This is a genomic window from Corynebacterium durum, assembly GCF_030408675.1.
GTDB lineage: Bacteria > Actinomycetota > Actinomycetes > Mycobacteriales > Mycobacteriaceae > Corynebacterium > Corynebacterium durum.
In genome coordinates this window covers 1,982,940-1,997,007 of record NZ_CP047200.1, presented here as the reverse complement: position 1 = coordinate 1,997,007, position 14,068 = coordinate 1,982,940, and the positions used below count along the sequence as shown (strand labels likewise).

Annotated in this window: 13 protein-coding genes; 8 read left to right on the top strand and 5 right to left on the bottom strand. The window is 60.3% G+C overall.

Annotated features, from left to right (window positions below; all coding sequences use genetic code 11):
- Nucleotides 1-29 precede the first annotated feature (29 nt).
- Together CDUR_RS09280 and CDUR_RS09275 are read left to right on the top strand one after the other, a co-directional pair.
- The gene (locus CDUR_RS09280) at nt 30-3,131 is read left to right on the top strand and encodes a bifunctional [glutamine synthetase] adenylyltransferase/[glutamine synthetase]-adenylyl-L-tyrosine phosphorylase (protein ID WP_233452930.1); all 3,102 of its coding nucleotides are present in this window, start codon (nt 30-32) and stop codon (nt 3,129-3,131) included.
- A gap of 169 nt (nt 3,132-3,300) precedes the next feature.
- Nucleotides 3,301-3,954 carry a biliverdin-producing heme oxygenase gene (locus tag CDUR_RS09275; protein ID WP_179417985.1) on the top strand — a complete coding sequence of 218 codons (654 nt, stop codon included), beginning with the start codon at nt 3,301-3,303 and terminating at the stop codon, nt 3,952-3,954.
- Here CDUR_RS09275 and CDUR_RS09270 read toward each other — a convergent pair.
- Together CDUR_RS09270 and CDUR_RS09265 are read right to left on the bottom strand one after the other, a co-directional pair.
- Entirely contained in the window at nt 3,951-4,631 is a 681-nt protein-coding gene (locus CDUR_RS09270; protein WP_179417984.1) for an anaerobic ribonucleoside-triphosphate reductase activating protein, read from the bottom strand. The genes CDUR_RS09275 and CDUR_RS09270 overlap by 4 nt on opposite strands.
- Entirely contained in the window at nt 4,594-6,435 is a 1,842-nt protein-coding gene (locus tag CDUR_RS09265; protein ID WP_218865434.1) for a ribonucleoside triphosphate reductase, read from the bottom strand. The genes CDUR_RS09270 and CDUR_RS09265 overlap by 38 nt, the downstream gene beginning before the upstream one ends.
- Nucleotides 6,436-6,688: 253 nt before the next feature.
- Between CDUR_RS09265 and CDUR_RS09260 the strand changes: the two genes are divergently transcribed.
- From CDUR_RS09260 to CDUR_RS09250, 3 genes are all read left to right on the top strand, one after another.
- Nucleotides 6,689-7,093, top strand: coding sequence for a hypothetical protein (locus CDUR_RS09260; protein WP_179417983.1), 405 nt, complete (start codon nt 6,689-6,691; stop codon nt 7,091-7,093).
- Nucleotides 7,094-7,303: 210 nt separating this feature from the next.
- Nucleotides 7,304-7,834, top strand: coding sequence for a hypothetical protein (locus CDUR_RS09255; protein ID WP_179417982.1), 531 nt, complete (start codon nt 7,304-7,306; stop codon nt 7,832-7,834).
- A gap of 252 nt (nt 7,835-8,086) precedes the next feature.
- A complete protein-coding gene (locus CDUR_RS09250) occupies nt 8,087-8,806 on the top strand; it encodes an AAA family ATPase (protein ID WP_179417981.1) in 720 nt (239 codons plus the stop codon).
- On the opposite strand, the gene CDUR_RS09245 is transcribed toward CDUR_RS09250, so the two are convergent.
- The 3 genes from CDUR_RS09245 to CDUR_RS09235 are packed head-to-tail and all read right to left on the bottom strand — an operon-like array spanning nt 8,803 to nt 11,607.
- A complete protein-coding gene (locus tag CDUR_RS09245; protein WP_179417980.1) occupies nt 8,803-9,552 on the bottom strand; it encodes an ABC transporter ATP-binding protein in 750 nt (249 codons plus the stop codon). The genes CDUR_RS09250 and CDUR_RS09245 overlap by 4 nt on opposite strands.
- On the bottom strand, nt 9,545-10,429 hold the full coding sequence (locus CDUR_RS09240; RefSeq protein ID WP_218865433.1) for an ABC transporter permease: 885 nt from the start codon (nt 10,427-10,429) through the stop codon (nt 9,545-9,547). Before CDUR_RS09240 ends, CDUR_RS09245 begins: the two co-directional genes overlap by 8 nt.
- Nucleotides 10,426-11,607, bottom strand: coding sequence for an ABC transporter substrate-binding protein (locus CDUR_RS09235; protein ID WP_179417979.1), 1,182 nt, complete (start codon nt 11,605-11,607; stop codon nt 10,426-10,428). The genes CDUR_RS09240 and CDUR_RS09235 overlap by 4 nt, the downstream gene beginning before the upstream one ends.
- Nucleotides 11,608-11,926: 319 nt before the next feature.
- Between CDUR_RS09235 and CDUR_RS09230 the strand changes: the two genes are divergently transcribed.
- Genes CDUR_RS09230 through CDUR_RS09220 form a run of 3 tightly spaced genes read left to right on the top strand, consistent with a single transcriptional unit; the run spans nt 11,927 to nt 14,066 of the window.
- Nucleotides 11,927-12,475, top strand: a complete 549-nt coding sequence (locus CDUR_RS09230; RefSeq protein WP_006063972.1) for an OsmC family protein — start codon at nt 11,927-11,929, stop codon at nt 12,473-12,475.
- Nucleotides 12,476-12,504: 29 nt separating this feature from the next.
- On the top strand, nt 12,505-13,578 hold the full coding sequence (locus CDUR_RS09225; protein ID WP_179417978.1) for an acyl-CoA dehydrogenase family protein: 1,074 nt from the start codon (nt 12,505-12,507) through the stop codon (nt 13,576-13,578).
- Nucleotides 13,575-14,066, top strand: coding sequence for a flavin reductase family protein (locus CDUR_RS09220; protein WP_006063970.1), 492 nt, complete (start codon nt 13,575-13,577; stop codon nt 14,064-14,066). The genes CDUR_RS09225 and CDUR_RS09220 overlap by 4 nt, the downstream gene beginning before the upstream one ends.
- Nucleotides 14,067-14,068 lie beyond the last annotated feature (2 nt).

Here is a 14,068-nt window from a genome sequence, read left to right as displayed (position 1 = left end):
ACCGGGAAAGAGCGCAGGAAATGTGCAGCATGCCCACGTCACGAACCACCCGCAGACCCATGCCCACGTTGGGGGGATTGGGGTTCAATAGCCCTACAGCCAAGGCGGACCTGGAGGAGCTTGGTTGGCTTAATAGCCAGTCGGTGGAGTTGTTGTGGGCGCTGTCGGGGGCTGGCGACCCGGATCTTGCGCTGAATACGTTGATCCGTCTGCGTGACCAGCTGACAAGTGGTGACTATGCTGACGGTAAAGAATACGCGGATTTTGATGCCGCTATCCGCTCTGACGTGGCGTTTCGTGTGCGGCTGTTGTCCCTTGTGGGGGCGTCCACGGCGATGGGGGATCACCTGGCTGCGAACCCGGGGTTGTGGCGGCTGTTGGCGCAGCCGATGCCCACTCCCGCCGAGATGATGCGCGAGTTGCTGGAGTGTGTGCAGGCCATGCCGCTGGATGCGTCGGCAAGCGCGACCCTCACCACTCCCGGGACCTACCGTGCCGGGCTGACTGGTGCTGATGCGGAAAAGGCCCTGAAGTGCACCTATCGCACGCTGTTGATGCGCATCGCCGCGCACGATCTCGCTGGAACATACCCGGAATCCCCGCGCCGCCCCGGCCAGCCCCTGGTGCCGTTCGACCAGGTCACGGGAATGTTGACCGCGCTTGCCGACGCCGCGCTCACCGCCGCGCTAGCCGTTGCCGTCGCGGTGGTGTGGGGGGAAAAAGACTATGAATGTCAGATGGCGGTGCTCGCCATGGGCAAATGTGGTGCTCAGGAACTCAACTACATTTCCGACGTGGATGTTATTTTTGTTGCCGAACCCGCCGACACCAAAGCCACCCGCGTGGCCGGTGAGCTGATCCGCATCGGCTGCAAATGCTTCTTCGAGGTGGATGCGGCGCTGCGTCCCGAAGGCAAACAGGGCGCGCTGGTGCGCACCCTGGAATCCCATGTGGCCTATTACAAGCGATGGGCCCACACCTGGGAATTCCAGGCACTGCTCAAAGCCCGCCCCATGACAGGATCGCTGGAGCTTGGGGAAGCGTACGTTGATGCGCTTACCCCCATGGTGTGGACCGCGAGCCAGCGCGACAGTTTTGTGGAAGACGTGCAGTCAATGCGCCGACGCGTGATTGATAACGTGCCCACTGAACTGCTGGAACGTGAACTGAAACTCGGGCGCGGCTCCCTCCGCGACGTGGAATTTGCGGTGCAGCTGCTGCAAATGGTGCATGGGCGCAGCGACGAATCCCTCCGCGTGTGCTCCACCGTTGCCGCATTGCACGCCCTCATCGCTGCAGGGTATGTCGGTCGCGAAGACGGCTCCACCCTGATAGACGCCTACGAATTCCTCCGACTCCTGGAGCATCGCCTGCAGCTGCAACGCGTCCGTCGCACCCACACCATGCCCACCGAGGACGACAAAACCAGTCTCCGCTGGCTGGCCCGCACCGCCGGGATCATGGGTGTTGGCGACGGCACCTCCGCAGAGGCGCTGGCCAGCGAATACCGCAAAGTCCGCCGCCAAGTTGCGCAGCTTCACGCCAAGCTCTTCTTCCGGCCACTGCTGAACTCCGTGGTCAACCTGCCGGTGGAAACGCTGCGTCTTTCCGCCGAATCGGCAAAACGCCAGCTCGCTGCGCTGGGCTACTACTACCCGGACCGCGCCTACGAGCACCTGATCGCCTTGGCCTCTGGGACCACCCGCAAAGCCCGCATCCAGGCGATGCTGCTGCCCACCCTCATGGAATGGCTTTCCCAGACTGCCGATCCCGATGCCGGTCTGCTCAACTACCGCAAGCTTTCCGACGCCGCGAATGACCGCCAATGGTTCCTTCGCATGCTGCGCGATGAGGGCGTGGTGGGGCAGCGCCTGATGAAAATCCTGGGGAATTCCCCCTACGTGTCCGACCTGATCATCGCCACCCCCGACTCTGTGAAGCTCCTGGGTGATGGCGCGCGCGGCCCGAAACTCTTGGACGCATCGCCCACCACCGTGTCCTCCTCCCTGTGCGCCAGCGTCTCCCGGCATAAAGACCCCGACCGTGCCATCACCGTGGCGCGGTCCCTTCGTCGCGCTGAACTCGCCCGTGTTGCCGCCGCTGACCTACTCGACATGATGGATGTGCAGCAGGTGTGCCGCAGTCTCTCCTTTGTGTGGGATGCCGTGCTGGAGGCCGCTCTGGCTGCGGAGATACGCGCCTCTGTGGAGAGTGGGCGTGAAGGAAGCGCAGAGGGAGCGATGCAGGAAGCTCCGGCGCGCATCGCCGTAATCGGCATGGGCCGCCTCGGCGGCGCTGAGCTGGGCTACGGCTCCGACGCGGACGTGATGTTTGTGTGCGAACCCGCGCCAGGCGTGGACGACAATGAGGCCGTGCGCTGGTCGATTGGTGTGTGCGACAGGATGCGTCGCAGGCTTTCCAAACCCAGTGGTGATCCGCCGTTGGAGGTGGATTTGGGCTTGCGCCCGGAAGGCCGTTCGGGTGCCGTGGTGCGCACTATCGACTCGTATGTTCGTTACTACGAAAAGTGGGGTGAGACCTGGGAAATTCAGGCGCTGCTGCGTGCCACACACATCGCTGGCGATAAGGACGTGGGGCTGAAGTTCCTCGCAGCGATTGATTCGTTCCGCTACCCGGCCGATGGTGCCTCCCCAGAGCTGGTGCGCGAAGTGCGACGGATGAAGGCCCGAGTGGATAACGAAAGGCTGCCTCGCGGCGCGGACCGTAACACCCACACCAAACTTGGGCGCGGCGCTTTGACGGATATTGAATGGACAGTGCAGCTGCTGATTCTCTTGCACGCCCATGAGGTGCCGGAACTGCACAACACGTCCACGCTGGAATGTCTGGACGTGATTGAATACCACAAGCTCGTTGACCCGGAGAAGGTACAGATTTTACGGACCGCGTGGTTGACGGCCACGGATGCGCGCAATGCGTTGGTGTTGGTACGCGGTAAGCGTACGGATCAGCTGCCACCGCCGGGTCCGCATTTGGCTCAGGTGGCGGGTGCTGCTGGCTGGGATCCTACGGAATACCAGGAGTTTTTGGAAAACTATCTGAAAGTTACACGCCGTGCCCGCCAGGTGGTTGATGAGGTGTTCTGGGGCGAGAAAACCTTCGAACCTTGATGGCTAGGCGAGGGGTGTATCCAGGTTCTAGCCGGTTGGTTAGCAGGAATCATTCCTAAGATTGATGTGTAGGTATGGGTACCCTTAGTTAAATAAAAGGTGCAAGCCAGACGCGGGAATGGTGCACCGTTATGGCTCCTCATATTGAGTCACACGAGAAGGAAAAACCATGACTACAGCCACTGATACCCGTGAGTCCCTGTCCGCAGCGCTCAAAACCTCCACAGCTGAAGCCCACGACAAAGCCGAACACTCCGTGTTCATGGATGATCTGCTTGCAGGCAAACTCAGTGTTGCCGACTTCATCGCGCTGCAAGAGCAATCCTGGCTGTTCTACTCCGCGCTGGAAGACGCCGCCCGCGCCGTTGCTGACCACCCGCTGGCATCTGGAATTGTTGACCCCGCCCTGGAACGAGTGAACGCCCTGGAGCATGATCTCGACCATCTCCACGGCTCCACCGAATGGCGCACCACCGTGACCCCGCTGCCCGCCACAGCCGAGTACATTGCACGCCTCAATGACATCGAAGAGACCAAGGATGTGGCTCGCCTGCTTGCGCACCACTACGTGCGCTACCTGGGTGACCTGTCTGGCGGCCAGGTTATCGGCCGCATGATGCAGCGCCATTACGGCGTTTCCGACGAGTGTGTCACCTTCTACCGCTTCGCCGAAATCCCCAAGACCAAGCCCTACAAGGACAACTACCGCGCCGCTCTCGATGCACTGCCTATCGACGCCGCGGACCGCGAACGTCTCCTCGCCGAAGCCACCGACGCATTCCTGCTTAACCTGAATCTTTTCAACGCTCTCGGCGCCCGCTAAAACAGGTTTGCGTAATATTCCCCGCGCTCGTTGACGCCCCGGGCATATTGCACCACCAACTCGCACCCATAACCTGCTACGGCGGCGCGCACATCGTCGAGGTGGTGTTCAAGAATGGAATCCGGCCAGATGGTGGTGCGTACCTGCAGGTCAAGGCCTAGGCGATCGCGGGCGTCGGCAAGCAATCGGAGGGATTGCCAGCTCCCAGTCGCGGCGCGCGGGGAGCACCCGGTGACGGCGAGCATGTCGCTGGGGAGTGCTTTGATGTCTAGACCCACCCAATCAGGGCGGGTCTCTTCGCGTTCTAACAACACGTCCAGCCGCCCCGGCGCGTACCCACAGGTGTGGAGGCCCACAGGGAATCCGATGCGATGGGTGGCGGCGATGGCGTTCCCAAGCCCGTGGTGGAGTGTGGGTTCGCCACCGCTGATGACCAGGGCGTCGATAAGCCCGCGCCGCTGGCCAAGCAGGTCCACTACTGCAGTGAAGGCGTGCTCGCCCGGGGTGATGGGTTGCAGCGTGGGGTTGTGGCAGTAGGTGCAGGTCCACATGCAGCCTTGAGTGAAGATGGTGCAGGTGAGTTTGCCGGGCCAGTCGGTGGCGGAGAAGGGGATGATTCCGGCGACGGGCAGCTCAACATCACACCCGGCTGGGTTCGCGGAAGTAGGTGCGTTCATGGAATTCTCCTTTTTTGCCGGTGTTGAAGCTGGCGACGGGCCGGAAGTAGCCCATGACGCGGGTCCACACCTCAGTGTCAGCACAGCAGCGCGGGCAGTGCGGATGGTCGCCGGAGAGGTAGCCGTGGTTGGGGCAGATGGAGAAGGTGGGGGTAATGGTGATGTAGGGGAGTCGGTAGTGGGTGAGCGCGCGTCGGACGAGAGCAGCGCAGGCGTCGCCGTTGCTCATGGCGGCCCCCATATACAAATGGAGGACGGTACCGCCGGTGTATTTGGTCTGCAGGTCGTCTTGTTTGGCCAGCGCGTCAAAGGGGTCGGGGGTGTGGGCGACGGGGAGTTGGGTGGAGTTGGTGTAATAAGGCTCGTCGGCGGTTCCGGCGTGGATGATTCCGGGGTAGCGGGCGATGTCTTCCCGGGCGAACCGGTAGGTAGCACCTTCGGCGGGGGTGGCTTCGAGGTTGTACAGGTGCCCGGTGGCTTCCTGGGCTTCAACGAGCAGGGTGTTGATGTGGTCGAGAAGTCGCGCCACCTGCGCGTGACCCGCCGGGGTGGTGATGTCCTCGGTGTCGCTGGTGAAATTGCGGATCATTTCATTGCAGCCGTTGACTCCAATGGTGGAGAAGTGGTTGTCAAGGCTGGGCAGCCAGCGCTGAGTGTAGGGGAACAGCCCAGCCTCAAGGAGTTTCGTGATGTAGCGGCGCTTGCGTTCGAGGGTGTCCACGCCGAGCCGCACGAACCTAGTCACCGCCTCCAGTAGCGCCGCCTCGTCGCCCTTGTACAGGTGCCCGAGGCGGGCGCAGTTGAGGGTGACCACCCCGATGGACCCGGTCTGTTCGGCGGAGCCGAAGAGCCCATTGCCGCGTTTGAGCAGTTCGCGCAGGTCAAGCTGGAGGCGGCAGCACATGGACCGAATGTCGCCGGGATTCAGGTCGGAGTTGATGAAGTTCTGGAAGTAGGGCAGCCCGTAGCGCGCGGTCATGTCGAACAGGGCGTGGGCGTTGGGGCTGTCCCAGTCGAAGTCACGGGTGATGTTGTAGGTAGGGATGGGGAAGGTGAACACGCGTCCATCAGCATCGCCTTCCGCCATCACGTCGATGAAGGCCCGGTTGATCAGCGCCATTTCTTCCGCGAGGTCCCCGTAGCGGAAATCGCACACGTCGCCGCCGATGAAGGGATAGTCTTCCGCAATGTCAGCAGGGCAGGTCCAGTCGAAGGTGAGGTTGGTAAAGGGGGTTTGCGTTCCCCACCGGCTGGGCACATTGAGATTGAAAATAAACTCCTGCATGCACTGCCTGACGTGGCTGTAGTCCAGGTTATCGAGCCTGACAAAAGGCGCTAGGTAGGTGTCAAAGGAGGAAAAAGCCTGCGCACCCGCCCATTCGTTTTGTAAGGTGCCCAGGAAGTTCACCATCTGCCCCAGGGCAGAGGAGAGGTGTTTCGGTGGCCCGGAGGAGATCGCGCCGGGTACACCGCCGAATCCCTGTTCTAGAAGTTGCCGCAGTGACCACCCCGCACAGTATCCGGCGAGCATGTCCAGGTCGTGGATGTGGATGTCACCGTTCCGGTGCGCCTGCCCGGCCTCAGGGGAGAAAACCTCGTTCAGCCAGTAGTTGGCCACAACCTTCCCGGACGTGTTCAGCATCATGCCACCCAGCGAATAGTCCTGGTTAGCGTTGGCATTGACACGCCAGTCAGCTCGTTCTAGGTATTCGGTGATGGTGTCCGCGACGCTTATCGACGCCCCGGCTGCCGCAGTATCTGCGCTGCTGACAGGTTGATTGGTCACATGATTAATGATGGTCATGCTGCCTAGCGTAAAGGGGCGTGCCTAGGTTTTAAACGTGAAAAAATAGACATCATGGGCCGGGAACTTTTCGCATACTTTCACGAATGTAATTCAAGCGGAGCGGCCCGCCATGTTATTGGTGCAGTATAGGAACTGTTATTAGGTTGAGTTATCGCTGCCGGTGCGTGGATATCAGGGAGGGGTAGGGCGGGGTCAGGGAGAACCCTGATAGGGGGTGACGTGTCGCCAATATCGCACTAGCGTTAAAGGTATGTCATACAAGCTCACGTTCAGCCTCACCAATGTCACCCTCGGCGACCTTGCCGATTTTATCGAAGCCGCCCAGGAACTCGGTGCCCCCGACAGCGCGGTCCTCCAGTTTGAAGGCGATCAGGTCATCGTGGAGGTCGGCGAGTCCACCAGCAGTTCCTCTGCCCGCAGCGCCTCCGACGCGGAGAACACCTACGGCACCAGCACATCCGGCCCCCGGTTCAGCGCCAACAACTTTGGCTCCAACGTCGAAGATACATTTCGCCGACTCCAGAGCGAGCCTGCCGTCCAGGATTTTCTCTCGGCGCTCCGGGAACTGGGAGACAACCTTAGCAGTCAATTTGACGCTCGAAATCACAAGAACCAAGGAGGCCGAGGCACCGGTAATCCGCCTGCCGCAAACTAGCAAATAAGAATACCTATCATCCCCAAGCGCAGCCCATGGGCTGCGCTTTTGGCATATGTAGGAGACATGCTTTATTGACAGGTAACTCCAAGGTTTGTGGCATCGATTCCCAAGCTTTGGCTCTTACCTTAGGTTTCAGTGGCTACGAGGGAAACACTCTCATCCAAGCCACATGAGACCAGCGCCCCCGATACCAAAGGAGAATATACGATGCGCGCTCTTCCAACCCCAGCCAAAGTAGCAATCGTCGGCGGTTTGTCCGCTGCCCTCTTAGGAACGGGGGCTGCGATGGCGTGGGCACAGAACAGTTCGACTGATGCTAAGAGCACCACGTCCAGTCAAAGCGTTCACCACGACGATGCCAGCGTTGCCCTGGATAGCACCAAGGCTCGCGAGGATTTGGGTTCCCGTCTCGATAAGGCTGTCACCGATGGCAAGATCACATCCAAGGACAAAGATGCTGTGTTGAAAGCATTCGACGCAGGCGTGCTTGGTGGTGAAGAAATAGCCATTGAATTCAGTGACGGCGGTGACGGAAACGTTAACGATAGCACCAAGACCCGTGAGGACCTCACCTCTCGCCTCGATAAGGCTGTCACCGATGGCAAGATCACATCCAAGGATAAAGATGCTGTGTTGAAAGCATTCAACGCAGATGTCTTTGGTGGCGAAGAAATGGCCATTGAGATCGGTGAGGGTGGCCACGGCCCGTTCGGTGGCTTCCGCGACGACTCGAAGTAAAGGGGGCGAGACGCCCCGGCGCTGCTCATAACCGTGACGACGCCCCTGAAACCCCCGACGAAGGGAGACCTGAATACGACCCTTAACCTCCTAACTTGCGTGATGAAAACGACCCCACTCCACGACCCATCCGTGGAGTGGGGTTTAAAAATGTGCTTGCTATGCGACGAGGATTAAGGTCACCGGTATCATGGCTTTACTGCATTACCTGGATGCTTGCGACACAGACACTGACCCCACATCACGCTGATCATGTTTATTACCGGGATCAAACTCGATGAGATTGGCACCACAAGCTACATTAATGAGCTTCCCGTGGTGCGACACCTGCTGGCCGTTCCACGTATGAACCTCACCACGCCAGTCACCTTTGTGGTGGGGGAGAACGGGTCAGGCAAATCCACCCTGGTGGAGGCCATTGCTGTGGGGAGTGGATTTAATGCGGAAGGCGGGACGCGGCAGGTCACGTTTTCCACCATGAATACGGAATCGGAACTCCATCACTGGCTCACGGTCGTCCGGGCGAAAAACCCCACGTGGGGGTTCTTTTTGCGGGCGGAATCCTATTACAACGTGGCCACCGCCTACTACGAATTCGATGCGACGCTTCCCCCGGAGGACCGGCTGAACCTGCATCACCGCTCTCATGGGGAATCGGTGATGCACATCATGGACGAGAGGTTCACCAAAAAGGGTCTGTATATTCTCGACGAACCGGAAGCTGGGCTGTCGCCATTCCGGCTCATGGAATTGCTGGTGCGTATCACGCGGATGGCGGAAGAGGGGTCGCAGTTCATTATTGCCACACACTCGCCGATTCTGTTGGCCGTGCCGGACGCAACCATTCTGGAAATTACCGCCGATGGCCTAGCCCCCGTCACGTACGATCAGGCCACGATTGTCCAGGCCACGCGGGAGTTTCTGGACAATCCCCGCGCCGTGGTGGATTTTCTGCTGGACCCCGAAGACTAGTGTTCCAGCAGGTCAAGCAGCTGGTGGCGCAGCTCCACGGCGGAGTCTGCGTCTGTGTCGTGCCGAGGGTGCGGCACATCCACCGCAACGTCTGCTATCACCGTGGATTCCGGCCCGTGGGACATGACCAGAATACGGTCGGACAGCACAATTGCCTCGTCCACATCGTGAGTCACCATGATCACCGTGCGTCGGGATGATTCCCACACATGAAGAAGCTGGAGTTGCAGCTCCCGGCGCGTCAACGCATCGAGCGCCCCGAAGGGCTCGTCGAGAAGCAGTATTTCCGGGTCAATGGCGAAGGCCCGGGCGATGCCGACGCGTTGTTGCATGCCGCCGGAAAGTCGGGCGGGGCGTCGTGACGCGGCGTGGGTGAGTCCCACCTGCTCAAGATAGGTGTCGGCGATGTCGGAGCGTTCGGTGCGGCTGTAGTGTGGCCGTGCGGATTTCAGGCCGAATTCGATGTTGCCTTTGGCAGTCATCCACGGCAGGAGTGCGTGGTGCTGGAACACCATGCCGCGATCCGGTCCCGGTCCGGTGATGGGTGACCCGGAGGCAAAAACGCTTCCGGTGGTGGGGAAACTCAGGCCCGCCACCATGGAAAGGATGGTCGATTTGCCGCAGCCAGAAGGGCCGAGGATAGAGACGAACTGGCCTTCCTCAATGGTGATAGTGGTGGGGGCAATGATGGTGGTGGAGCCGTAGGATTTGGTGATTTCCTTCAGTTCCACATGCGGGCTAGTCATAACGCACAACTTTCTGCAGGGCGGCAACAAGGTGATCCAGGATCAGGCCGGTGACGCCGATTAAGACGATGGCCACCACAATGGCGTCAATGTCCAGGCGGTTCCATTGGTTCCACACGAAAAATCCGATGCCTTGGCCCCCGACGAGCATTTCCGCAGCGATGATCACCAACCACGAGGTAGACAAGGAGATGCGCAGGCCCGTGACAATGCCGGGCAGGGCAGCAGGAAACCACATGTAGATGATGCGCGCCCACATCGGGGTACCCAGGGTGGCGGTCAGGTTGATGTAGGTGGGGTTGACGTTACGTACCGCGTCGATAGTGTTGATCAGCGTCGGCCAGAGCGCGGACAGAACAATCACAAAAATTGCAGTGTGCTCCGCGTTGCTCAGCAGTGCCAGGCCCAGCGGCAACCACGCCAGTGGCGACACAGGCCGCAGCACCTGCATCAATGGGTCCACTGCCCAGCGCAGGGCAGTGCTGCGGCCCAGCACAAACCCCAGGGGAATGGCTACAACGGTAGCGATGAAAAAACCAGTGATTACGCGCCTTAGGCTGGTGATCACGTGCCAGAAAATACCGACGCTGCCGGGTCCGTCCCGGTAGAACGGGTCCGACAGGATCTCCACCCCACGGCTGAACGTGCGCGCCGGGGTGGGGGCGAGGTCGCTGAGCCAGCCTGCGGTCACAGCAAGTTGCCACACGCCGATGCTCACCGCTGCTAGGACAACGCCAATGATCACGGCCTGGATACGCGTATCGACGCCCCGATGCACCCGGTTCGCAGGTGCCTCGCTCGTTGTTGATGGTGTAGCGGTGGTATCGGATGTGTCGATGGGGTTGTGGGTCTGCCTGGTCTGCGTGGAAAGAGTCATCGTGTGTATACCTCGTATCCAACGGTGGGAGTATGTGCGTCAAAAACGCGGCCGTTAATGGTCACTGGGTCGCCGCCGCGTGGCACGTCATCGGGAAGGACGGAATCAGCAAGATGAATCAGGGTGGGATCATCCATGGTGAGTGTGTCTCCTCCCAAGTTCCAGCGGGCAAGTTGCGTGGCCATCCAGATAATCGCCGTGGGGTTGGTGGGATTGCCGAACGATATGCGCTCATGGTCCGTCTTTTCCTCGCCTTCCCAGTTCTGGTAGGTGCCTGCCAGTGTGGGCAGGAAGAGTTCTCTCTTCTGGTTTAGGTATTTCTCCCGAGAGAGAATCTCCGCCACCTGGTCTTTCTGGGCTGGGTCATTGGCCATCTGAGATGCCTGCGTCAGCGCCGCCGTGATCGCGCGGGCTTTCTCCGGGTGGGCGGTACGCCATTCCTTGGACATGGCTATGCTGCAGCACGGATGCCCCGCCCAGAGTTCCTTGGTCAATGTGAAAATGCGGCCTGCGCCAGTGGTGACCGCACGCTGGTTGAACGGTTCTGGGCCAATGAATCCGTCAATCCCACCCACCTGCAGTTGCGCGATCATGTCCGCAGGGCGCAGGAGTCGAAGTTCCAGGTCACGCACCGGATCTACCCCACCGGCAACAAGGAAATCACGCAGCAGTAGGGCGTGCACGGAAAACTCAAACGGGATGCCAATGACCATTCCTGCAAAATCTTTCGCCGACTGTGCCCGGCCCACGTGTTTTTCTGCCAGCGTAATGGCCTGGCCATTGGTGTTTTGCGTGAAGGCCACCTCGGTGGGGCGCTGGCCATTGGCGGCACCCGCATTAATGGCTAGCGGCATGGGGGCGAGCATGTGCGCCACATTCAACTCGCCGGTGGAGTAGGCGCTCCACAGGTCCGCCCACCCCGCATATTTACGCAATGCGACGTTGACCCCGTGCTGGTCAAACAGTTTCTGGGCGCTGGCAAGCACAAGCGGGGCGGCACAGGCGATGGGGACATAGCCGATGGTGACATCCAGAACGGAGTCTGGGCCATCTATGGTGGGGGAGGTGGACCCGCAGGAGGAAGCCATGCCCGCTAACGACACCCCTGCGACTGCGGCGGCTGATGCACGGAGGAACGCGCGCCTGGTGAGGGGTGGGTGCGGGTGATTGGGGGTCATGGAACCTCGTGGGTGCTGCGTGGGTGCTGTCTATAAAAAATAGACTACTTAGTCTCTGCAATGGTTGGCAGTTGACTTTAGTTTACGTAATGAGTCTCTGTCTATCCGGCGCGATGGCGGGTGTGGTTGGGTAAAAACTTAAAGAAAAAACAGTGATAAATAGACATTATGTGTCGCAATTGTTCTAAGTCGCGATATAGAACGGTCTGTAGACTGAGTGGTTCACATTTTGGGATGATCTATGTTAGGGTCGGTCAGGTAATCCAGAGTTCCCTAGGAATCTCCGGCCATAAAATCATGATGTAAAAGGAGCATAAAGATGAGCGATCTGACCCCGAACCACAAGCCAGGCGAACCGCTGCAGCCCATCGACAAGGATGCACTGAACGCACTCGCGCAGAAGAACATCGACAACCCCGAGGGTGGCAAGCGCACCGTACGCACCCACACTGAAGCCGACGGCCAGTTCCGCAACTACACCAAGGTGCGCGAGCTGGAGCCGGTGCTGGTGTCCGAGCCGCCCGCGCTGTTGGGTGACGATACCGCCCCCAACCCCACCGAGGTTGCCCAGGCTGCCCTCGCGGCCTGCATTTCCGTGGGTATTCAGGCCATTGCTACTCACCGTGGCGTGACCCTGACCAAGATTGAGATTGACATTGAGGGCGACATCGATATTTCTCCGACCTGGGGCGTCGGCGACCTCAGCGAGGACAAGCGCCCCGGTGTCTCTGACGTGCGCGTCAAAATTGCCCTTGAAGGTGACGCAGACCGCGATACCCTCGACCAGATCCAGAAAGATGCCATTAAGTGGTCGCCCGTGGTGAACACCTACACCCGTCCCGCAAAGCTCACCTCGGAACTCGTTTAACCCACCCGAAACGCCAGGAGGCAACCGCCATGACCACCGCCACCCAACCCATCACCCTCGCACCACTCGGCGTTGACCCCGCGCTTTTGGACCAGGTAGCCGCCACCGCATCCGCTGTGGATAAAGGCGAGGTAGACGCGCGCTACATCCTTCCACTGCTGGGCGATGCTGGGCTTCTCGACGCCGACCTGCTCACCACTGCACGTCTCATTCGCGAACTCTCCCGCAACGACCTCTCCGTGGGATTCACCACCTGGGCCCACCGCATGACCCTGGAATATCTGCGGGCAGCAGACGCAGAGGACGCGCAGACTTTGGCCAAGCAACTGGAGGCCGGGGAACGCCCCGGGGTCACGGGAATGGCGGCTGCCTTCAAAGAATTCGCAGGTTGCGGCGACATCGAACTCACCGCCACCCGTGTTGACGGCGGCTACCGCGTCAACGGCAAACTCAACTGGGCTTCCAACCTGTATGACGACGCCGTGTTTGTCACCGCCGCACACACCGACGACGGTGAGCGCATCCTCTTCGTCGCCGAGGGTAATGCGGACGGGGTCACCTTTGGCACCCCCTTCGGGCTGCTCGGACTAAACGCCACCGCATCCGCCTGGGTTACGCTCGACGACCTGTTTGTTCCCGAATCCGCAGTGCTCACCCACGATTTTGAAAACTTCATCCTCGGTGTGCGCCCCACTTTCGTTGTCCTGCAGATTGCCGAGTGCCTGGGCGTGGGGGAGGCGGCGGTAGCCGCGGCGTCGTCACGCTTGACCGGTGTTAACGTCACCTTTGCCGACGATGTGGCTGCGGTGGCTACCGACCTTGACGATATTGCCGCGCGTCAGGAAAACATCATCACCCGCGTGGGGTCCGGCCAGTCTGTTACCCCCGTTGAGCTGCTGGAACTGCGTCTCGACGCCGCCTCCGCCGCCGTCGCCGCATCCGGCATTGAGGTGCGCGTCGCGGGCGGGGCGGGTTACGCCAAGAGTTCCCCAGCATCCCGGCGTTTCCGTGAAGCTGCCTTCATCCCTGTACAATCACCCTCCGAGTCTCAACTACGTTGGGAACTCGCCAAAGCCCGTGGTGAAGAAGTAGGACGTTCATGAGCCAACCAACTAGCACCCACTATCGCGAAACCGTCGCCAATTTTCCCTCCGGTGTGACGGTCGTGACCACCCGTGACGGTGGTGAAGACTTTGGGTTGACAGTCAGCGCCTTTACCTCCCTGTCGCTGGACCCCCCAATGGTGCTAGTGAGCATTGACCGCAAATCCAAGTCCCACCAGCACCTTGTTGAGGGCGCGCCCATCGGTATTTCCGTGCTGGCGGCGGGCCACACCGATGTGGCGGTGCAGTTCGCCCGCCATGTTGATGACCGTTTCGCGGGCATCAACATTGTGCGGCGCGGCGAACAGGACATCCCCTTTGTCGGTGATGCCGCCGCGTGGTTCCTCGGTGACGTGCGCGACCGTTACGTGGGTGGCGACCACATCATTATCACCGTCGCCGTCCGCGAATGTGGCTGGCACGACGGTGGACGACCCCTGTTGTATCGCGGCGGCAGGTTGCACAACTGGCCTGACGTGCTGGGGTAGCA

Coding starts and splice junctions, on each gene's coding strand:
- CDUR_RS09270 (WP_179417984.1), bottom strand. CDS start 4,631: ATGAACGCACCTACTTCCGCGAACCCAGCCGGGTGTGATGTTGAGCTG.
- CDUR_RS09225 (WP_179417978.1), top strand. CDS start 12,505: ATGACCACCGCCACCCAACCCATCACCCTCGCACCACTCGGCGTTGAC.
- CDUR_RS09235 (WP_179417979.1), bottom strand. CDS start 11,607: ATGACCCCCAATCACCCGCACCCACCCCTCACCAGGCGCGCGTTCCTC.
- CDUR_RS09230 (WP_006063972.1), top strand. CDS start 11,927: ATGAGCGATCTGACCCCGAACCACAAGCCAGGCGAACCGCTGCAGCCC.
- CDUR_RS09275 (WP_179417985.1), top strand. CDS start 3,301: ATGACTACAGCCACTGATACCCGTGAGTCCCTGTCCGCAGCGCTCAAA.
- CDUR_RS09240 (WP_218865433.1), bottom strand. CDS start 10,429: ATGACTCTTTCCACGCAGACCAGGCAGACCCACAACCCCATCGACACA.
- CDUR_RS09220 (WP_006063970.1), top strand. CDS start 13,575: ATGAGCCAACCAACTAGCACCCACTATCGCGAAACCGTCGCCAATTTT.
- CDUR_RS09255 (WP_179417982.1), top strand. CDS start 7,304: ATGCGCGCTCTTCCAACCCCAGCCAAAGTAGCAATCGTCGGCGGTTTG.
- CDUR_RS09250 (WP_179417981.1), top strand. CDS start 8,087: ATGTTTATTACCGGGATCAAACTCGATGAGATTGGCACCACAAGCTAC.
- CDUR_RS09260 (WP_179417983.1), top strand. CDS start 6,689: ATGTCATACAAGCTCACGTTCAGCCTCACCAATGTCACCCTCGGCGAC.
- CDUR_RS09245 (WP_179417980.1), bottom strand. CDS start 9,552: ATGACTAGCCCGCATGTGGAACTGAAGGAAATCACCAAATCCTACGGC.
- CDUR_RS09280 (WP_233452930.1), top strand. CDS start 30: ATGCCCACGTCACGAACCACCCGCAGACCCATGCCCACGTTGGGGGGA.
- CDUR_RS09265 (WP_218865434.1), bottom strand. CDS start 6,435: ATGACCATCATTAATCATGTGACCAATCAACCTGTCAGCAGCGCAGAT.